Source organism: Aeromonas sp. FDAARGOS 1417, assembly GCF_019046985.1.
Classification (GTDB): Bacteria; Pseudomonadota; Gammaproteobacteria; order Enterobacterales; family Aeromonadaceae; genus Aeromonas; species Aeromonas veronii.
This window is the reverse complement of sequence record NZ_CP077221.1, coordinates 3,603,776-3,621,773: the sequence shown is the minus strand read 5'-3', so window position 1 is coordinate 3,621,773 and position 17,998 is coordinate 3,603,776. Positions and strand designations below refer to the sequence as shown.

19 protein-coding genes are annotated in these 17,998 nt (G+C 61.1%); 11 read left to right on the top strand and 8 right to left on the bottom strand.

The features are described 5' to 3' along the window. Nucleotides 1-246: 246 nt before the first annotated feature. From I6L47_RS16730 to I6L47_RS16715, 4 genes are all read left to right on the top strand, one after another. Complete coding sequence (locus I6L47_RS16730; protein WP_216947916.1) at nt 247-1,509, top strand: DUF4010 domain-containing protein; 1,263 nt, start codon at nt 247-249, stop codon at nt 1,507-1,509. A gap of 86 nt (nt 1,510-1,595) precedes the next feature. Further along, a complete protein-coding gene (locus tag I6L47_RS16725; protein WP_069530016.1) occupies nt 1,596-2,186 on the top strand; it encodes a sugar O-acetyltransferase in 591 nt (196 codons plus the stop codon). Further along, on the top strand, nt 2,183-2,521 hold the full coding sequence (locus I6L47_RS16720; RefSeq protein WP_194495237.1) for a DUF1294 domain-containing protein: 339 nt from the start codon (nt 2,183-2,185) through the stop codon (nt 2,519-2,521). Before I6L47_RS16725 ends, I6L47_RS16720 begins: the two co-directional genes overlap by 4 nt. Nucleotides 2,522-2,685: 164 nt before the next feature. Further along, entirely contained in the window at nt 2,686-2,898 is a 213-nt protein-coding gene (locus I6L47_RS16715) for a hypothetical protein (RefSeq protein WP_040067337.1), read from the top strand. A gap of 85 nt (nt 2,899-2,983) precedes the next feature. Here the strand turns inward: I6L47_RS16715 and yrfG are convergent, their stop codons facing one another. Beyond that, nucleotides 2,984-3,664 (bottom strand): GMP/IMP nucleotidase, encoded by a 681-nt coding sequence (yrfG, locus tag I6L47_RS16710; RefSeq protein WP_216947915.1) that lies wholly within the window; start codon nt 3,662-3,664, stop codon nt 2,984-2,986. Between the two features lie 144 nt (nt 3,665-3,808). On the opposite strand from yrfG, the gene nudE reads away from it, so the two are divergent. Then, the gene (gene nudE / locus I6L47_RS16705) at nt 3,809-4,417 is read left to right on the top strand and encodes an ADP compounds hydrolase NudE (RefSeq protein ID WP_005340262.1); all 609 of its coding nucleotides are present in this window, start codon (nt 3,809-3,811) and stop codon (nt 4,415-4,417) included. A gap of 37 nt (nt 4,418-4,454) precedes the next feature. After that, on the top strand, nt 4,455-5,267 hold the full coding sequence (gene cysQ / locus I6L47_RS16700) for a 3'(2'),5'-bisphosphate nucleotidase CysQ (protein ID WP_005357849.1): 813 nt from the start codon (nt 4,455-4,457) through the stop codon (nt 5,265-5,267). Here cysQ and I6L47_RS16695 read toward each other — a convergent pair. Then, entirely contained in the window at nt 5,264-5,581 is a 318-nt protein-coding gene (locus tag I6L47_RS16695) for a hypothetical protein (protein ID WP_216947914.1), read from the bottom strand. The genes cysQ and I6L47_RS16695 overlap by 4 nt on opposite strands. A gap of 123 nt (nt 5,582-5,704) precedes the next feature. Between I6L47_RS16695 and I6L47_RS16690 the strand changes: the two genes are divergently transcribed. Next, a complete protein-coding gene (locus I6L47_RS16690; protein ID WP_216947913.1) occupies nt 5,705-6,976 on the top strand; it encodes an aromatic amino acid transport family protein in 1,272 nt (423 codons plus the stop codon). 70 nt (nt 6,977-7,046) lie between these two features. Here the strand turns inward: I6L47_RS16690 and I6L47_RS16685 are convergent, their stop codons facing one another. From I6L47_RS16685 to metJ, 3 genes are all read right to left on the bottom strand, one after another. After that, complete coding sequence (locus I6L47_RS16685) at nt 7,047-7,385, bottom strand: tRNA-binding protein (protein ID WP_033113988.1); 339 nt, start codon at nt 7,383-7,385, stop codon at nt 7,047-7,049. 72 nt (nt 7,386-7,457) lie between these two features. After that, nucleotides 7,458-8,192: an AraC family transcriptional regulator gene (locus tag I6L47_RS16680; protein WP_216947912.1), complete on the bottom strand. Its 735-nt coding sequence runs from the start codon at nt 8,190-8,192 to the stop codon at nt 7,458-7,460. Between the two features lie 41 nt (nt 8,193-8,233). Continuing rightward, nucleotides 8,234-8,557, bottom strand: a complete 324-nt coding sequence (metJ, locus tag I6L47_RS16675; protein ID WP_005340251.1) for a met regulon transcriptional regulator MetJ — start codon at nt 8,555-8,557, stop codon at nt 8,234-8,236. Nucleotides 8,558-8,762: 205 nt separating this feature from the next. Between metJ and metB the strand changes: the two genes are divergently transcribed. Together metB and I6L47_RS16665 are read left to right on the top strand one after the other, a co-directional pair. Continuing rightward, nucleotides 8,763-9,935 carry a cystathionine gamma-synthase gene (gene metB, locus I6L47_RS16670; RefSeq protein WP_216947911.1) on the top strand — a complete coding sequence of 391 codons (1,173 nt, stop codon included), beginning with the start codon at nt 8,763-8,765 and terminating at the stop codon, nt 9,933-9,935. Continuing rightward, a complete protein-coding gene (locus I6L47_RS16665) occupies nt 9,935-12,391 on the top strand; it encodes a bifunctional aspartate kinase/homoserine dehydrogenase II (RefSeq protein WP_216947910.1) in 2,457 nt (818 codons plus the stop codon). Before metB ends, I6L47_RS16665 begins: the two co-directional genes overlap by 1 nt. Nucleotides 12,392-12,484: 93 nt before the next feature. Here I6L47_RS16665 and I6L47_RS16660 read toward each other — a convergent pair whose 3' ends face one another. Together I6L47_RS16660 and I6L47_RS16655 are read right to left on the bottom strand one after the other, a co-directional pair. Beyond that, nucleotides 12,485-13,750, bottom strand: a complete 1,266-nt coding sequence (locus I6L47_RS16660) for an inorganic phosphate transporter (RefSeq protein WP_005343043.1) — start codon at nt 13,748-13,750, stop codon at nt 12,485-12,487. Nucleotides 13,751-13,775: 25 nt separating this feature from the next. Next, nucleotides 13,776-14,456 carry a TIGR00153 family protein gene (locus I6L47_RS16655; protein ID WP_005340244.1) on the bottom strand — a complete coding sequence of 227 codons (681 nt, stop codon included), beginning with the start codon at nt 14,454-14,456 and terminating at the stop codon, nt 13,776-13,778. A gap of 169 nt (nt 14,457-14,625) precedes the next feature. Here I6L47_RS16655 and I6L47_RS16650 point away from each other — a divergent pair, with 169 nt between their 5' ends. After that, nucleotides 14,626-15,594: an inorganic triphosphatase gene (locus tag I6L47_RS16650; RefSeq protein WP_216947909.1), complete on the top strand. Its 969-nt coding sequence runs from the start codon at nt 14,626-14,628 to the stop codon at nt 15,592-15,594. A 74-nt stretch (nt 15,595-15,668) separates the two neighbouring features. On the opposite strand, the gene dapA is transcribed toward I6L47_RS16650, so the two are convergent. Beyond that, nucleotides 15,669-16,541 (bottom strand): 4-hydroxy-tetrahydrodipicolinate synthase, encoded by an 873-nt coding sequence (gene dapA, locus I6L47_RS16645; RefSeq protein ID WP_216947908.1) that lies wholly within the window; start codon nt 16,539-16,541, stop codon nt 15,669-15,671. Between the two features lie 280 nt (nt 16,542-16,821). Here dapA and rsmC point away from each other — a divergent pair, with 280 nt between their 5' ends. Beyond that, a complete protein-coding gene (rsmC, locus tag I6L47_RS16640) occupies nt 16,822-17,850 on the top strand; it encodes a 16S rRNA (guanine(1207)-N(2))-methyltransferase RsmC (RefSeq protein ID WP_216947907.1) in 1,029 nt (342 codons plus the stop codon). The last annotated feature ends 148 nt before the right edge of the window (nt 17,851-17,998 follow it).

Sequence of the window (17,998 nt, the reverse complement as noted above, 5' to 3'; positions counted from 1 at the left end):
GCCAGTGGCTCCCCTTCTTGTCTTCTATCCCCGTTAAAATCTGGACGTCGATGGCGGGCTAGCGGCCCATAACACCTCCCCGATAGCCTGCACGACTCTTGCGCAGTGCTCGCAATCCATCTCTATTGCTCATATCAGCCACTCGCATCGGGAGCCGGACGCAGACTCTGTGAGCCATGCCCCTCTGCCACCTTGAACCCTGTGCCATCATGGGATCAGGCAGCAACGACGCGAAAGGAAGCCGCCATGTGGATCAATGCCGAACCCGTCAACGGAGCCCTGGTCTCGCTGGCCATCGGCCTTATCATTGGACTGGAGCGGGGCTGGCAGGTGCGCCAGCTGGGGGATAACCAGCGCATCGCCGGAATGCGTACCTACGGCCTTATCGGCCTGCTCGGCGGGGTCTGCGGTTTGCTGCTGCCCACCCTGGGCCCCTGGCTACCACTGCTCGGCCTGCTGGCGGTGGTGACCGGCTGCGGCCTCTCAGTCTGGCTGGCCCAGCGCTGGCAAGGGGAGTTCGGCCTCACCAGCTCGGTGGCCATGCTGCTCACCTATCTGTTGGGGCTGATGTCGGTGCTGCTCAGCCCGAGCGAGGCGGTGGCCTGCGCCGTGCTAGCGGCACTGCTGATGGGGCTCAAGGGCAAGATCCAGCAGGGGATGCTGTTTCTCAGCGAAACCGAATTCCACGCCACCCTGCGCTTTCTGCTCATCTCGCTGGTGCTGCTGCCGGTACTGCCCAACGAGGAGATGGGGCCCCTCGATGCCTTCAACCCCTTCAAGATCTGGCTGATGGTGGTGGTGATCGCCGGCATCTCGTTTTGTGGCCACTTCGCGGTACGCCTGCTCGGTACTCGCGCCGGACTGGTGCTCACCAGCATACTGGCGGGATTGGCCTCCTCCACTGCCCTCACCCTGCAGTTCGCTCGCCTCAACAAGGAGCAGGGGGGGCTGGAGCGACTACTGGCTACCGGCATCCTGCTGGCGGGGGCAACCATGTGGCTACGGCTGCTGGTGCTGGTGTTGCTGATTCACAGCGAACTGGCGATGCGCCTCGTCGCCCCGCTCGTGTTGCTGGCGACCACGGTGTACGGCTTTGCCTTCTGGTTCTGGCGCCAGCGCGAGGAGCTGACCGACGGCCCGGTACAGCCGGAAACCAGCAACCCGCTCGATCTGGCCACCGCCATCAAGTTTGGCCTGCTGCTGGCGTTGATCGGCTTTATGGCAACGCTGCTGCAAGACAAGGTAGGCAACTCCGGGGTCTATCTGCTGGCGCTGGTTTCGGGGATCACCGACGTGGATGCCATCACCTTGTCGCTCTCCCAGCTCTCCCACAAGGAGCTGGCGCTGGAGGTGGCGGCCCGCGGCATCCTGCTCGCCGGTTTGATCAACTCGCTGGTGAAGGGGTTGCTGGCCCTCGGCATCGGCGGTCGCAGTCTGGGGCTGCGGGTGCTGCTCCCCTACTTCGTCTCGGCCCTGCTGATCCTCCCCCTTGTCTGGCCAGCAGGATGACGGGGATCACCTGCCAGAAGTGACAGACTGACGCCTCTCGCGCTTGTCACGTATACTGCCCCCTCTTGCAGCATGAGGAGGTAGCAATGGCGAGCGACTGGGACAAGGTACTGGCAGGCGGGGCGCTGGATGGCCAGAGCGAGGAGATAGCGAACGACCGGATCCGCGGTCAGGCGCTGCTGGCCCGGCTCAATGGTTCACCGGCGGGCGATGGCCCTCTGCGCCAGCAGATCTGCCGCGAGCTCTTTGGCCACTGCCCCGACTCCTGCTGGATCAGCACGCCGTTCACCTGCGAGTTTGGTCGCAACATTCATATCGGCGAGAAGACCTTCTTCAACTTCAACGTCACCATTCTCGATCTGGGCGAAGTGCATATCGGCAGCCATGTGCTACTGGCCCCCAACGTGCAGATCTACACCGCCACCCACACCATGAACTATCTGGAACGACGCAACTGGACCGCCTACAACAAGCCGGTGCGGATCGGTGACGACTGCTGGATTGGCGGCGGCGCCATCATCTGCCCCGGCGTCACCATAGGGCCGCGCTCCATCATTGGCGCGGGCGCCGTGGTGACCCGCGACATCCCGGCCGACTCGGTGGCGGTGGGCAATCCGGCCAGGGTGATCCGCACCCTCAAACAGGACGAGGAGCGCTGCTGGGAGTTGGCCCAATGATGGCGCTGGCGCTGCTGCCACTGGGCGCCGCCCTCTGGCTCGGCCTCGACGAGCAGCAGTGGTGGCCGCTGGCCGTGTTGCTCTCCATGAGCCTGCTCACGGTAGCCGCCTACGCCTGGGACAAGCGGCAGGCGGTACGGGGTGAGTGGCGCATTCCCGAATCGAGGCTCCATCTGCTGGAGCTGTGCGGCGGCTGGCCGGGGGCGCTGGTTGCCCGCCAGTGGCTGCGCCACAAGACCCAGAAGCGCAGCTACCGGCTGGTCTTCTGGTTTATCGTGCTGCTGCACCTCACCCTGTGGGCGCTCTGGGTCGGTCGACCCCTCTGGCAGCAATAGCCACCTGGGTAACAAGATTGTGGCTTGGCCGCCCCCTCTGGCAGCAATAGCCAACTGCATCACAAAGGCGAAACGGGACCCATTGCGGCCAATTGGCGGCTGTGAGAAAACAGAACGGATCCCATCAGCGTTTTCGCCGTTTATAGACGACAAGGAGTCGTGACATGACCATGTGGACAGGCATAGTCCTGATCGTATTTATCAGCCTATTGTTCGGATATCTCGGCAAACGGGCTCGCTACCAGATGGGGGATGCCCGCATCACCGATCGCCTCGGCAAGCAGGATATGATCATAAGAGAGCTACAGGAGCGGATCGCCAATCTGGAGGCGATCGTCATCGAGGAAGAGAAACGGCGCCCGTTTCGGGAGCTGTGATTTTTCGCCATCAGGCGTCAGATAACCAAAATTCAAATCAAAGAAAGAGGGCTGCATGATGCAGCCCTCTCTCGTTTCAGCAAATTCAGATTGCCAGCGGCAGCAACTCCGCATAATCGCGGATCGCCGGAAAAGCGGTGATGCTCTGCTCCGGCTTGCAGCTATCCGGATTCTGGATCGCCAGCTGATAGCCGATGCCATAGTCGGCGGCAGCCCGGAGGATCCGCTCGCTGTCATCCACAAACAGGGTGCGGGCCGGATCGAACGCCAGCCGCTCGGCCAGCGCCTGCCAGCAGTGCTGGCTCTCCTTCGACCAGCCAAGTTCGTGGGTACTCACCATCAGATCCAGATGCTCGGCAAGGCCAAGCTGCGCATCCTTCACCGACAGACTGGCGGGGTGGGCGTTGGTGAAAAGCACCAGCTGCTTGCCCGCGGCACGCAACTCGGCCAGAAAGGGGATGGCATGGGGACGCCACTGGATCTTCGCCAGCAGCTCCTGCTTAAGGGCACGAATATCGAGCCCCAGGGTCTCGCTCCAGTAATCCACGCAGTACCAGTTGAGGGTGCCGTTGACGGCGTGATAGTGGACGTCGATCTGCGCTTTGGCTTCATCCAGCGGCAGGCCGAGCCGCTCGGCGTAACGCTCCGGCACCAGTTGCTGCCAGAGGTGGTTGTCAAAATGCAGATCGATCAGGGTGCCATCCATATCGAGTAAGACGGTATCTATCTGGCGCCATGGCAAGGTGGTGGAGCAGGAGTGTGGCATCGGGCCTCTTGAGCACGGATCTCGGAAAACGGGGCGGCAGTATAACGGATTTTTCCTCCCCCTTTGCCATCCCTGGCCCGTGGTGTTCGGTGTGAGAGTCGTTTACTCTTGAAGCACGATTTTTTAACGAGCAGCCAGCGTCCGATGAGCGACCCCCACAAGAGCAAACCCGAGCACATCTCAGCCGACCAACTGGATCACCCCAAGAGCAAGCCGGAGATCCTCAAGGCCGATATCGTCGCCGAGAGCCGACTGTTCAAGGTGGAATCGCTACACCTCAAATTCTCCAATGGCGAAGAGCGGGTCTACGAGCGGATGCGCGGTGGCAACCGGGGCGCCGTCATGGTGGTGCCGCTGTTCGATGCCCACACCCTGCTGCTGGTGCGCGAATATGCCGCGGGCACCCACTCCTACGAGCTGGGTTTTCCCAAGGGGCTGATCGACCCGGGTGAAGATGCCTTCGAGGCGGGCAACCGGGAGCTGATGGAGGAGGCGGGCTTTGGCGCCAACAGCCTGACCCTGCTCAAGCAGGTGTCGCTGGCGCCCGGTTACTTCTCCAGCCGGATGGACATTTTACTGGCGCGGGATCTCTTCCCCGAGCAGCGGATCGGCGACGAGCCCGAACCGCTGGAAGTGATCCCCTGGCCGCTGAACCGGATCGACGAATTGCTGGCGCGGCCCGACTTCACCGAGTCGCGCAGCATCAGTGCCCTGCTCTTGGCCCAAAAGTGGCTGGCGGAGCAGGCAGAGTAGCCCGCAGACGGGCAGTTAACAGACAGAGGATAACGAGATGCAGGAGTTGTTGGCCTGGGTGCCGGGGGTCAAGGAGATTGCCCGCGAAGCCGGAAGGATCCTTCACGACATCTATCATGGCGGTCAGTTCGAGCGTCAGCTGAAGGAGGATGCGACCCCGGTCACCAGTGCCGATCTTGCTGCCGATGCCTACCTCAAACAGGCGCTGTCGGCGCTCACCCCCCATGTGCCGGTGCTGACCGAAGAGGCGGCCGACATCCCCTTCAGCCAACGATCCAACTGGCGGCAGTACTGGCTGGTGGATCCCCTCGACGGCACCGGCGAATTTATCGCGGGTAGCGGCGATTTCGCCACCCTGATCGCCCTGGTGCGGGACAATGTGCCGGTGCTCGGGGTCATCTATGCTCCCGAGTCCAACGTGCTCTACTGGGCGGTGCGCGGCTACGGCGCCTTCAAGGAGGTGAATGGCGAGGTGTTGCCCATCAGCGCCATGCACCACGAGCATGACCAGCCTGACTCGCTGGTGGTGGCCATCAGCCGCCGCCAGAAGCTGGAAAATCTCACCCGCCGCCTCAACCCGGCCATCAACTACGAGCTGATCCCGCTCGGTTCCAGCTCCCTCAAATCCTGTCTGGTGGCGGAAGGGGCAGCCGATTGCTACGTGCGGCTCGGCCCCACCGGCGAGTGGGACACCGCCGCCGCCCAGTGCATCGTCGAGGCAGCCGGTGGCCGCATCCTCAGCCTGGCGTTGCAGCCACTCAGCTACAACGAAACCGAATCTCTGGAGAACCCTGACTTTATCGTGATGGGAGATCCGGATCTCGCCTGGGGCAACATTCTGGCCCACTAGACGAGTAGCAATATCATCACACCAGACAAGCAGGCGGCCCGATGGCCGCCTGCTTTTTCAGAGTCGTTGTCCGGGGTGATGGCCGGAGTGATCCGCTGGTCAAGGCGCGCTTGCACAGCGTGATGCGCTGGCAAAGCGGCAAAATGATAGTGAAACATCACAATCGGTCGGCGAGAAATGGTGCAATTTTTCACGTAATTCTGAAAACCCCTGATTAGCCAAAATAAAAAAATGAGAGAAGATCGAATTTTGGTTTTATATTTCACAAAAACCACCAATATCAGTTTTGTTTCATTCTGCGCCCCAGATTCCATTCCCAATCTCGCTGGCTAAACCCCGCAATGGCAGTGATATGTTTCAGTCTCGCTTTTTGAGAATTAAATCCCGATAAACCACAATAAACTCAGATTAAAACACTAACAAAAAGTGAATTAGTAATGAGTTTATCTGTAGAGGCTACCAAGGAGCTATCCGGTTCCTGCTCCACCACGGTCAGTACCACCCGCTGGCGCCGTCACGACACCCACTGGGTCATCAGCCTGTTTGGCACCGCCGTTGGCGCCGGCATCCTGTTCCTGCCCATCAATCTGGGTCTGGGCGGGATCTGGCCCCTCGTCATCGTCGCGGTACTGGCAGGCCCCATGACCTTCCTGGCCCACCGCGGACTGGCGCGCTTCGTGCTCTCCTCGTCACGCCCCCACGCCGACTTCACTGAAGTGGCGGAGGAGCATTTCGGCAAGATGGCCGGTCGCCTCATCTCTGCGCTCTATTTCCTCTCCATCTTCCCGATCCTGCTCATCTACGGGGTCGGGCTGACCAATACGGTGGAAAGCTTCATGGTCAACCAGCTCGGCATGGCAACCCCGGATCGGGTGATGCTCTCCGGCGTGCTGGTATTCGCCATGATCGCCGTGATGCTGGCGGGTGAGAAGGCGATGCTGCGCGCCTTCGCCTTTATGGTTTATCCGCTGGCGGCCATTCTGGCGGCCCTCTCCTGCTACCTGATCCCTCAGTGGCAATGGCCGGAAGTGACCGCGTTTGAAGGGGTCAGCTTCCTCAACACCGTCTGGCTGGCGCTGCCGGTGACCGTGTTCGCCTTCAGCCACGCCGCCGCCATCTCCGGCTTTGCCAACGTGCAGCGCCGTGAATATGGCGAGCAGGCGGAAGCCAAGAGCGGCCTGATCCTGCGCAACACCACAGTAATGCTGGTGGGCTTCGTGCTGTTCTTCGTCTTCTCCTGCGTGCTGAGCCTCTCGCCAGCCCAGCTGGCTGAAGCCAAGGCCCAGAACGTCTCTGTGCTCTCCTATCTCGCCAACATCACCGACAACCCGGTGATCGTGACTCTGGGGCCGCTAATCGCCTTTATCGCCATCAGCTCCTCCTTCCTCGGCCACTTCCTCGGTGCCCGCGAGAGCCTGAAAAGCCTGATCGCCAAGCCCACAGGTCTACCGCTGGCCAAGGCGGACAAACTGGGTATCGCCCTGATGTTCTTCGCCATTTGGGGTGCCGCCGTCATCAACCCGGGCATTCTGGGGCTGATGGAGACCCTCTCCGGCCCGGTCATCGCCATGATCCTGTTTATCATGCCGGTGATTGCCATCTACAAGGTGGAGGCGCTGGCCCGCTTCCGTCACGGCTGGACCAACGGCTTTATCCTGCTGACCGGTTCGCTGGCGGTATCGGCGCTGATCTTCAGCCTGTTGAAGTAACGACTCACAGCAGATAACAAAAAGAGAGGCGACCTTGGGTCGCCTCTCTTCTCTCTGTTCAGATGTGAACTCAGCCCAGCTTGGCGCCGTTCTCCACCGCCTGCTCGGGGATAGCCATCACTACGGCGCCATCCGGCCGGTAGAAACCGGTTAGCAGAAATTCAGACTGAAACGGGCCGATCTGCTTGGTCGGGAAGTTGACTACGGCGATGATCTGGCGGCCCACCAGCTGCTCTGGCTGGTAGAGCGCGGTGATCTGGGCACTGCTCTTGCGTATCCCCAGTTCGGGGCCAAAATCCGCCCACACCTTGTAGGCCGGTTTGCGCGCCTCGGGGAACGGCTCGACCCGCACCAGGGTACCCACCCTCAGTTCCACCATCTCGAAATCCTGCCAGCTAATCGTCTCCATCTTGGCTCCTGTTTATCGTGCACCTTGCATGACCCGCAGCATGGCCCAAAGAGAGCATCTCGTCTTCGGCGATCAGCCGTTTCGTTGCGGCAGGCGGCCGTTTTGCTGGCGCCAGAGGGACGGAGTGAGCCCGGTCTCACTCAGGAAGCGCTCGCCGAACGCCCCCTGATTCTGGTAACCGCAGCGGCTGGCAATCTCGCCAACGGGCAGTTGCGTACCGGCAAGCAGGGTACGCGCCAGCGCCATGCGTCGACTGCGAATGTAGTGGGAGACGCTTACCCCCAGTTGTTGGCGAAAGGCGAGCTTGAACTGGCTCTGGCCAAGGCAGGCGATGGCGGCGAGTTGCTGATTGGTCAGCGGGGCGGCGAGATTGGCCTCGATATGGCGCTGCACCTTGAGAATGCGAGCGGCAAGACGCTGGGTGGCAGTGCTCTGCATCCCCTGCCCTTCAGCCAGCAGAGAGAGCCACACCTGCTCCATGCCCGCCACCTGCCGCCCCTCGGCCACCATGCGGTGCAGAAAAGCGAGGTAGTGGCGCTGGGGCTCATCCAGCTCGATAAAGGGGCGGGCCGCCAGATCGCCGGGCAGCCAGCCGCTCTCCTGCACCAGAAACGAAAGCGCGGGATCGGCAGCGTAGTCGTGCCGCTCGCCGGGGGCGATGACACAGGCAGAACCGGGGGCAAGCCTGCGCCCCCGGCCCTGCACCTCGATCTCGAGGGGGCCGTCGAGGGGGATCACCAGCTGGGCAAAGTCGTGGCTATGGCTGCAGACGTGGTGGTGATAGTGGCGCAGGCTGAAGCGGGACATGGCTGATAGCAATGACGCGGCCAGGGCCGCGTCATTGGGGGTTATTCCTTGTCGAAATCTTCGATCTCTTTGCCCAGCGCTTCCATGATGGCGCGCGCTTCAGCCGGGACACTGTCCGGTTGATCCTTGCGCAAGTCTTCGTCGCAAGGGAGCGGCTGGCCGGTGAAAGCGTGCAGGAAGGCTTCACAGAGCAGCTCGCTGTTGGTCGCATGACGCAGGTTGTTCACCTGACGGCGGGTGCGCTCATCGGTCAACACTTTCAACACCTTGAGCGGGATCGAGACGGTAATCTTCTTGACCTGTTCGCTCTTCTTACCGTGTTCCGCGTAGGGGCTGACGTAGTCGCCGTTCCACTCTGTTCCCATGACTCACCTGTTCTCATTTAGCCGTGAGCGCGGATTTTAACCCTTAAGGAAATTAATGGCAATCCAACAGCAAAGCCATTTAGACGTCTGGAAGTGTTGACGGCTTTTTTAAGCTGGCGTAGTGTGGTTGTCCATGAGCCCGCAATGGCGGGATAGCGTGTGGCAGCAAGATGCCGGCGTGTGAAAAGACATCAAGGAGAGTGATATGACCCACAAGGCCACCCTGGCGGTTCGCACCGGGATTGAGACAGACACACAGCACGGTGCCGTGGTGCCCCCCATCTACCTCTCCAGCAACTACACCTTTGCCGACTTTGGCGAGCCCCGTCAATACGATTATGCCCGCTCCGGCAATCCGACCCGCACCAATCTGGCGGACGCGCTGGCGGCGCTGGAAGGGGGCGCTGGCGCCGTGGTCACCGGCACCGGCATGGGGGCCATCCATCTGGTCACCACAGCACTGCTCAAGGCGGGGGATCTGCTGATCGCCCCTCACGACTGTTACGGCGGCACCTGGCGTCTGTTTGAGTATCTGGCGGCCAAGGGCCACTACCGGGTGCAATTTGTCGATCAGGGTGACGAGGCCGCTCTGGCCGCCGCGCTGGCGCAAAAGCCTGCGCTGGTATGGGTGGAGACCCCCTCCAACCCGTTGCTGCGAGTGGTGGATATCAGCGCCATTGCCAGCGCCGCCCACGAGGTGGGTGCGCAGGTGGTGGTGGACAACACCTTCCTCTCCCCCCTGCTGCAACAGCCGCTGGCCCTTGGTGCCGACGTGGTGGTGCACTCCACCACCAAGTACATCAACGGTCACTCCGACGTGGTGGGCGGAGTGGCGATTGCCAAGGAGGCAGCACTGGCCGAGTCGCTGGTGTGGTGGGCCAACTGTCTGGGGCTCACCTCCGGGGCGTTCGACTCCTACCTCACCCTGCGCGGCCTGCGCACTCTGGCCCCCAGATTGCGCACCCATCAGGAGAATACCGACCGCATCCTCGCCTTCCTGCAACAACAGCCGCTGGTAAAACGCATCTATCACCCCAGCCTGCCGAGCCATCCGGGCCATGATATTGCGCGCCGTCAACAGTCCGGCTTCGGCGCCATGCTAAGTTTTGAACTCGATTGCAGCGAGGCGGGCATTCGCGCCTTCCTCGCGGCCCTCACCCTCTTCTCGGTGGCCGAGTCCCTCGGCGGGGTGGAGAGTCTGGTGGCCCATCCGGCCAGCATGACCCACAGGGCCATGACCCCGGCGGCGCAGCAGGCAGCTGGTATCAGCGCCCAGCTGCTGCGGTTGTCGGTCGGTATTGAACACGGTGAAGACCTGGTGGCCGATCTGGCTCAGGCTTTTGAACAGGCGCAGCAGGCAGAACAGGTAGCGAAGTAATGGAACAGCAGCAACAAGGAGAGATCGCGGTGGCAGCAGAAGCAGGATTGAAGCGACGTCACGTCCACAAATTTGGTGGCAGCAGTCTGGCGGATCCGGTCTGTTATCGCCGGGTCGCCAGTATCGTTGAACAACAGGTGGGCGGGGATGAACTGATCGTGGTCTCCGCCGCCGGCAAGACCACCAACCGGCTGATCCAGCTGGTGGAGCTGGCCGAAGCGGGGGACGAAGCCGCCGGTGAAGCCATCTCTGCCCTGCAGGCCTATCAGCAGAGCCTGATCGACGGCTTGCTGGAGGGTGAACTGCAGCTCGATCTGAGCAAGCAGCTGGCCGACGACATGCAACTGATAGCCAAAACGCTTGAAGGGCAGTTTGATCGCTTCGCCCGCAACGGCCTGCTCGCTTTTGGCGAAGTGTGGTCGGCGCGCCTGCTGGCGGCTCTGCTCACCAGCCGCGGCGACAAGGCTATCTGGCTCGATGCCCGCAGTTTCCTGCGCGCCGAGGATGGCGCTCTGGTCAAGGTAGATACTGCGCTCTCCAGCGAACTGCTCAAGGCGCGACTGGCGGAGCATGCCGGTCGCATCGTGGTAACCGGCTTTATCGCTGCCGACATGGAGGGGCGCTCCCTGCTGCTCGGTCGCAACGGATCCGACTACAGCGCCAGCCTGTTGGCGCTGCTGGCGGACGGCGAATCCACCACCATCTGGAGCGACGTGGCCGGGGTCTACAGCGCCGACCCGCGTCGGGTGAAAGAAGCACGCCTGCTGGAGCGCCTGAGCCTCGCGGAAGCCAACGAGCTGGCCCGTCTTGGCTCCTCGGTATTGCACTCGCGCACCCTGCAACCGGTGGCCGACAGCCGCCAGCGCCTCACTTTGCGCTGCAGCTACAACCCGGACGAGGGCTGCACCCACATCCTGCGCCGCGCCCCCCGCTCCGGTGGCGCCCGCATCGTCTCCTCGGTGGATCAGATCGCCCTCATCGAGCTGAAGGTGCTGCCGCAGACCAACTATGAGCAGACGGTGGCCACCATCGAGGCCCATCTGGCCCGTCACCGCCTCAACCCGCTCACCCTGCAGCGCCAGCCGGATCGCCGGATCCTGCGCCTCGCCTACACCCTCGAGGTGGCACAAGGCGCCTTCGAGCTGCTGCGCGACTTCCAGCTGCAAGGGAGCTTCACCGGCCTAATCCAGAAAGAGGGGTTCAGTCTGGTGGCGCTGGTCGGCGCCGGTGTCACCGACAACGCGGAGCAGTGCCATCGCTTCTATCAGCTGCTGGCAGATCAACCGCTGGAGTTCGTCCAGGTGGCCCGAGATGGCCTGAGTCTGGTGGCCGTGCTGCGTCAGGTAGTGCTGGAGCCGCTGCTCATCGCCCTGCACAGCGCCCTCTTCAGCCGCCCGACCCGGGTCGGACTGGTGGTGTTCGGCAAGGGCAATATCGGCGGCCACTGGCTGAGTCTCTATGCCCGCGAAAAGGCACGGCTGGAACATGAACTCAATCTGGCGCTCACCCTCTACGGGGTGTTCAGCTCGGAAGGGGGGCTGCTGGATGAAGAGGGACTCAACCCCCTCAAGGTACAGGACAACTTCAATCCCAAACAGCTGATCTGGCCGGAGTTGCTCTCCCAGCTTGAACAGCACGGCTTCGATGCGCTGGTTGCGCTGGACATGACCGCCAGCGAAACGGTGAGCCGCTACTACCCGGATTTTGCCCAGCTCGGCATTCACATCATCGCCGCCAACAAGTTTGCCGGTGCCGCCGACAGCGAGTTCTACCAGCGCATCAAACAGACCTGCCGTGATCATCAGGTGCAGTGGCGCTACAACGCCACCGTGGGTGCCGGGCTGCCGATCCAGTCCAGCATCCAGATGCTGCGCCAGAGCGGCGACCGCATTCAGGGGGTCTCCGGCATCTTCTCCGGCACCCTCTCCTGGCTGTTCCAGCAGTATGACGGCACCCGCCCCTTCTCCGAGCTGGTGGACGAGGCGTGGCAGCACGGCCTGACCGAACCGGATCCCCGCGAAGATCTCTCCGGTCAGGATGTGCGGCGCAAGCTGCTTATTCTGGCGCGGGAAGCAGGCTTCGAGCTCGACTCCGCCGATATCGAGCTGGAGAATCTGGTACCCGTCACGCTGCGCAAGGTGACCGCCGATCAGTTCATGGACAGACTGAAAGAGCTGGATGGCGCGATCCAGACCGCCTTCGAAGGGGCCAAGCGCCTCGGCAAGGTGCTGCGCTACGTCGCCCGCTTCGAGCATGACGGCAAGGCCCGGGTCGGACTGGAGGCGCTGGAGCCCCATCACCCGTTTGCCAACCTCTTGCCGTGCGACAACATCTTCGCCATCGAGAGCGACAGCTACCGCACCAACCCGTTGGTGATTCAGGGGCCGGGGGCGGGTCGGGAAGTGACCGCCGCCGCTATCCAGTACGATCTGTGGCAGATCTGCGCCAGCCTCTAAGGCTGATATGCAAAGGGAGCAGCACCTCAGCTCCCGCGCACAATAAAAAAGCCCGAGTCGATGACTCGGGCTTTTTGCTGAATGCCGCTTCGATTAGGAGAAGCAGGCCTGCAGCACGTAGAAGATGGCGATAGCCAGAATGGCACCGGCAGGCAGGGTGATGATCCAGGAGACCACGATGTTGCGCAGAACACCCAGATTCAGCGCCGCAATACCGCGCGCCAGACCGACACCCATCACAGCACCGACCAGGGTCTGGGTGGTGGAGATGGGTAGACCGGTACCGGAGGCAATCACCACGGTCGCGGCAGTGGCCAGCTGGGCAGCAAAACCACGGCTCGGGGTCAGGTGAGTGATGCCGGTACCGACCGTCGCCATCACCTTCTCACCCATAGTCGCCAGACCGATCACGATACCGATACCGCCAAGGGGCAGGATCCACCAGGCAATGGCAGCCTGACTGGAAATCTCGCCACCGGAAGCCACGATAGAGGCCACCGCAGAGAGTGGGCCGATGGCGTTGGCCACGTCGTTGGAGCCGTGGGCAAAGGCCATGGCACAGGCGGTGATCACCATCAGGATGCCGAACACCTTCTCCACGTTGGCGAAGTGCATCTTGCTGTCATCCTGCGGGTTGTACTTCTGGCCGCGAATGTAGATCCAGCCGGCAAACGCCACTGCGATGGAGATGGCGATGGAGAGCAGAATGCCCTCGCCATCGCTCAGGTGCAGACCGACGTGGGTCAGCCCCTTCTTGATGGTCACCAGACAGATAACCAGCGCAGTCAGGAACATGTAGAACGGCACATAGCGCTTGGCGTTGTTCAGGGGATCATCGGTGTTGAAGATAAGCTTCTGCACGCTGATGAACATGAAGTAGGCGATGACACCTGAGATGGCCGGGGTGATGACCCAGGAGCCGACGATGCCACCAAACTTGCTCCACTGCACCGCTTCCGGGCCAATGCTCACCACCGCAAAACCGACGATGGCGCCGATGATGGAGTGAGTGGTAGAGACGGGCCAGCCGAAGTAGGAGGCGAGGATCAACCAGGCGCCTGCCGCCAGCAGGGAGGCGATCATGCCGAGCACCAGCAGGTCCGGGCTATCGACAAACGCATTGCTGTCGATGATGCCGTTACGGATGGTGGCCGTCACTTCGCCACCGGCCAGATAGGCACCAGCAAATTCGAAGATCATGGCAATGATGATCGCCTGACGGATGGTCAGGGATTTGGTGCCGACCGATGTTCCCATGGCGTTGGCCACGTCATTCGCGCCAATGCCCCAAGCCATCAAAAAGCCGAACAAGGCCGCCACGAGCACCAGAGTGGTGCCGTAATTCGCGATAATGTCCATTAGTAGTGTTTACCCAGTCAGTCGATTACGAACGAGCCAGCATCAGTTCCAGACGGGCGCCTACGCGCTCGGCCTGATCTGCCAGGTCACCTACCCATTCGAGGATCTTGTAAAGGAACATCACATCGATCGGATTGTAATTGTGCTCAACCGCTTGCAGCTGTTGGCGCAGTCCGATCTGCATGGTGTCTGTATCGTCCTCGATCAGATCCAGCTGGTGGATCATCTCGGCAACCATTTCCACTTCCCGTCCTTTGAAGCCGGTCTCGAGCAGCTCGTCGAGCTCCCCGATCGCTTTCTCGGCCTGAGCGGTCGCATCAATACAACGTTTGAGGTAAGCCATGAAATCCGTCCGCATTTCGGCGGGGAACTCCATGCGACGACCAAGCATGCGGCCGGAGATATCCTTGGCACGGTTGGCAATCTTGTCTTGCTGGGTCAACAGCTCCAGCAGGTCGGTACGTGCAACCGGCAGGAACAGGCCGCGAGGCAGTTTCAGACGGATTTCACGCTTGAGGGTATCTGCCTCTTTTTCCAGTTGGGCGATCTGCTGCCGGATCTTCTCGGCATCTTCCCAACGGTCTTCGGCAACGGCGTCAAAGAAGGGAACCAACTGCTGGGAGCACTGGTGAACCTTGACGATATGCTTCTGCAGCGGCTTGATGGGGGACTTGGCAAAAAGCCCCAAAATAGTATTTACTGGCATGGCCAAACCTGTGTCGGTGAAAAAACACTCGATACGATTTTATGAGGCGCGCATGGTAACCGAACTGCGCCCTCAATTAAACCGCGAATTAATCTAGTCGTCTCGCGGGCATTATATCCCCGCGACCCGAATCCTGCCCCCCAAAGTTGCCTGCCAGCCCGGAATGACTATGCAAACTGAGATCGAGATAAAGTTTTTTGTCGCCCGCGACATTCAACCCGAGTTATCCAACCTGCTGAATTCTCTTGAGATTAAAGAATCATCACAACAGCAGCTCGGCAACGTCTATTTCGATACGCCGACCCTGGCTCTGCGCCAGCTGGAGATGGGACTGCGGATCCGCCGCTGCGATGCCTTTGCCGAACAGACCATCAAATGCCGCGGCCAGGTGGTGGGCGGCCTGCACGCCAGACCCGAGTACAACGCCCCCGTCAGCAGCGATCTGCCGACCCTCTCGTCCTTTCCCGATGAGATTTGGCCGACTCTGACTGAGCGCGACCACATTCAGCAGCAGCTGGTCGCCCAGTTTCGCACCGACTTCCTGCGCCGCCACTGGCTGATCGCCTTCGAGGGGACCGAGATTGAACTGGCCTGGGATCAGGGAGAGATCATCGGCAGTCAGGGCTGCACCACCATCAACGAACTGGAACTGGAGCTCAAATCAGGCGCTACCGCGGCGCTGTTTGCACTGGCCCAACGCCTCGCCAAGCTTGGTGGACTGCGTCTCGGCGCCCAATCCAAGGCCCAGCGCGGCTATCGACTGGCTGGTCTTGGCAAACCGCTGGCCCTGCAGGCGCTGGTCGATCATGAAGGTATGGATGGCATAACGGGGGTAAGCGAGGGGCTGCGTCACTGGCAGCATCACGAGCAGCTCTGGCTGGAGCATCCTCAGGATAAAGGCATGCAACAGCTGGCACTCGCGGCCCTGTGCCAGGGGATCGATCTGGTCGCCCGCACTGCGGCCGCGCTGCCACAACCCGCGCCCTGGCTACCCGCCCTGACCAGCCTGCACGCCCATCTGCAAGCCCAATCGGACGAGCAAAACGAGTGGCCTGCCGAACTGGCCGATCTCTTCCTCTATCCGGCATATGTCGAGTTGCAACTGGCCATCGCTGCCTGGCTACATCACGCGGCCTGAGTGGGGCGATGTCGTAAATAAAGGCCAGAAACGCCGAAAACAAAACGGGTGAGCCTTGGCTCACCCGTTTTGCATTACAGCAGGTTGAGCTGCTGCATAGCGCTGCGAATGCGCTCGCGGGTCGCTTCCGACAGCGGCATCACCGGCAGTCGGCACTCCTCGCTGCAGAAACCGAGCAGGGAAGCGGCATATTTGGCACCGGCCGGGCTCGGCTCGGCAAACATCGCCTGATGGAGCGGAATCAGCTTGTCTTGCAGCTCACGCGCTTCTTGCCACTTGCCAGCCAGCGCGAGGTTCTGCACCTCAGCCACCAGCTTGGGGGCCACGTTGGCGGTCACCGAGATACAGCCCTGACCGCCGCCGATGTTGTAAGCAACCGCAGTAGCATCTTCACCGGAGAGCCAGGAGAAGGGCTTTTTGATCAGCTGGCGCTCGGTCCAAGGGCGGGCCAAGTCGCCGGTGGCATCTTTCACCCCGGCAATACGCGGCAGCTCGGCCAGACGAGCCAGGGTTGCGGGTTGCACGTCGACGATGGCGCGCGGCGGAATGTTGTAGACGATGATCGGCTTGGCTGTGGCATCGTGGACCGCCTTGAAGTGGTGGTAGAGCCCCTCCTGATTGGGACGGTTGTAGTAACCGGCCACATGCAGAGTGGCATCAGCCCCCACCCGCTCGGCATGGAGGGTGTACTCGATGGCTTCGACCGGATTGTTGGAGCCCGCTCCGGCAATCACCGGAATACGGCCAGCGACCTGTTTGACCACCAGCTCCACCACCCGGCAGTGCTCGTCATGGGTCAGGGTCGGACTTTCCCCCGTGGTACCCACCGGCACAATGCCGTGAGTGCCCTGTTCGATATGCCACTCCACCAGACGCAACAGCGCCTCTTCATCCAGCTTTCCCTGTCGAAACGGGGTGATCAACGCAACGATTGAACCTTGAAACATGGGATCTCCTTCTCCTAAATGACGCGCATATGGCAATAAAAAACCCCGGTACGATGTGCGCAACCGGGGTTTGAAGCTTCTCAGGGATGAGAGGTTACGCGCGAACGTCGGCAGGCCCGAATTTCAGGCTTTTTTTGTGCTTTCGTTTCAACCCGTTGAACCGCATTTCGTCATCTCTGGTCAAAAAATGGTGTCTGGGCATATTTCGGGAACACGGCATAAATGTCAAGGCGAAAGGGGCTATGTATAATGGCCGCCCAAAATTGCGTGGAGTGACCCGATGAGCAGCCCTATCAGTGCCGTCAGCCAGATGCTGGAACGAAACCAAGCCCTCTTTGTCGGCAAGCGGCTACTTGTCTGCGGCGCGCTGGAGGATGACTACCCCCACCAGCTGGCGAGCCTGGCCCAGACCCTGACCGTCTTTACCACCGATTACTGCTACTACCGCAGCCAGCAGGCCGCCCTCGGCGAGGCTATTCTGTTCGACCACCAGCTTGGTGGTGCCCCCCGCTTCGATGCCCTGTTGCTGCTGATGCCCAAGGCCAAGGCCGAGGCACAATATCTGCTGGCCATGATGACCCCCTTGCTGGAAGCGGGTGCCGATCTGTTCCTGGCCGGTGAAAACCGCGGCGGCATCAATGGCGCCGACAAGCTGCTGGCCCCCTATGGCGAAAAGCCGATCAAACGTGACTCGGCGCGCCGCTGCTCTCTCTATCACGGTGAGCTGAGCCAACCGGTTGAACCTTTCAATCTGGATAGCTGGTTTGGCCGCTATCAGTGCAAGGCGGGTGATACCGAGCTGACCGTGCTGGCGCTGCCCGGCGTCTTCAGCGCCGCCGAGCTGGATCTCGGCACCCAGATGCTGCTGGCTGCCGTGCCACCGATGACGGGCGAATTGCTCGATTTCGGCTGCGGCGCCGGGGTGATTGGGTCCGTGCTGGCCAAGCGCAATCCGGATCTGCAGGTCAACATGGTGGATATCAGCGCGCTGGCACTCGAATCGAGCCGCCGCACCCTGGCGATCAACGGTCTGCAGGGCAAGGTCACAGCTTCCGATGTCTATTCGGATGTCTCCACCCGTTTCCAGCACATCGTCTCCAACCCGCCATTCCATGCGGGTCTCAAAACCTTCTATGCGGCGACCGAGCAGTTCCTGGCCAAGGCGCCGGAATTTTTGCTGCCAAATGGTTCACTGACCATTGTTGCCAACGCCTTCTTGCGCTACCAACCTATACTGGAGACACACTTCAAACGGACTGAAGTGATCAGCAGTGATGCCAAATTCAAGGTCTATCTGAGCAAAATGTAAATAAGTGTAAGCAGCACAATAAAACAGCTAGAGAGCGCCATCCGGCATCTGATAAGGTATTAAGCACACGATAAAAACCACCCCTTTAGGGGTGTTTTTATACCGAACATTGAAAACCTTTTCATGTTGTTAATTCAGGGAGAGAAAT

Coding starts and splice junctions, on each gene's coding strand:
- I6L47_RS16730 (WP_216947916.1), top strand. CDS start 247: ATGTGGATCAATGCCGAACCCGTCAACGGAGCCCTGGTCTCGCTGGCC.
- I6L47_RS16725 (WP_069530016.1), top strand. CDS start 1,596: ATGGCGAGCGACTGGGACAAGGTACTGGCAGGCGGGGCGCTGGATGGC.
- I6L47_RS16720 (WP_194495237.1), top strand. CDS start 2,183: ATGATGGCGCTGGCGCTGCTGCCACTGGGCGCCGCCCTCTGGCTCGGC.
- I6L47_RS16715 (WP_040067337.1), top strand. CDS start 2,686: ATGACCATGTGGACAGGCATAGTCCTGATCGTATTTATCAGCCTATTG.
- yrfG (WP_216947915.1), bottom strand. CDS start 3,664: ATGCCACACTCCTGCTCCACCACCTTGCCATGGCGCCAGATAGATACC.
- nudE (WP_005340262.1), top strand. CDS start 3,809: ATGAGCGACCCCCACAAGAGCAAACCCGAGCACATCTCAGCCGACCAA.
- cysQ (WP_005357849.1), top strand. CDS start 4,455: ATGCAGGAGTTGTTGGCCTGGGTGCCGGGGGTCAAGGAGATTGCCCGC.
- I6L47_RS16695 (WP_216947914.1), bottom strand. CDS start 5,581: ATGGAATCTGGGGCGCAGAATGAAACAAAACTGATATTGGTGGTTTTT.
- I6L47_RS16690 (WP_216947913.1), top strand. CDS start 5,705: ATGAGTTTATCTGTAGAGGCTACCAAGGAGCTATCCGGTTCCTGCTCC.
- I6L47_RS16685 (WP_033113988.1), bottom strand. CDS start 7,385: ATGGAGACGATTAGCTGGCAGGATTTCGAGATGGTGGAACTGAGGGTG.
- I6L47_RS16680 (WP_216947912.1), bottom strand. CDS start 8,192: ATGTCCCGCTTCAGCCTGCGCCACTATCACCACCACGTCTGCAGCCAT.
- metJ (WP_005340251.1), bottom strand. CDS start 8,557: ATGGGAACAGAGTGGAACGGCGACTACGTCAGCCCCTACGCGGAACAC.
- metB (WP_216947911.1), top strand. CDS start 8,763: ATGACCCACAAGGCCACCCTGGCGGTTCGCACCGGGATTGAGACAGAC.
- I6L47_RS16665 (WP_216947910.1), top strand. CDS start 9,935: ATGGAACAGCAGCAACAAGGAGAGATCGCGGTGGCAGCAGAAGCAGGA.
- I6L47_RS16660 (WP_005343043.1), bottom strand. CDS start 13,750: ATGGACATTATCGCGAATTACGGCACCACTCTGGTGCTCGTGGCGGCC.
- I6L47_RS16655 (WP_005340244.1), bottom strand. CDS start 14,456: ATGCCAGTAAATACTATTTTGGGGCTTTTTGCCAAGTCCCCCATCAAG.
- I6L47_RS16650 (WP_216947909.1), top strand. CDS start 14,626: ATGCAAACTGAGATCGAGATAAAGTTTTTTGTCGCCCGCGACATTCAA.
- dapA (WP_216947908.1), bottom strand. CDS start 16,541: ATGTTTCAAGGTTCAATCGTTGCGTTGATCACCCCGTTTCGACAGGGA.
- rsmC (WP_216947907.1), top strand. CDS start 16,822: ATGAGCAGCCCTATCAGTGCCGTCAGCCAGATGCTGGAACGAAACCAA.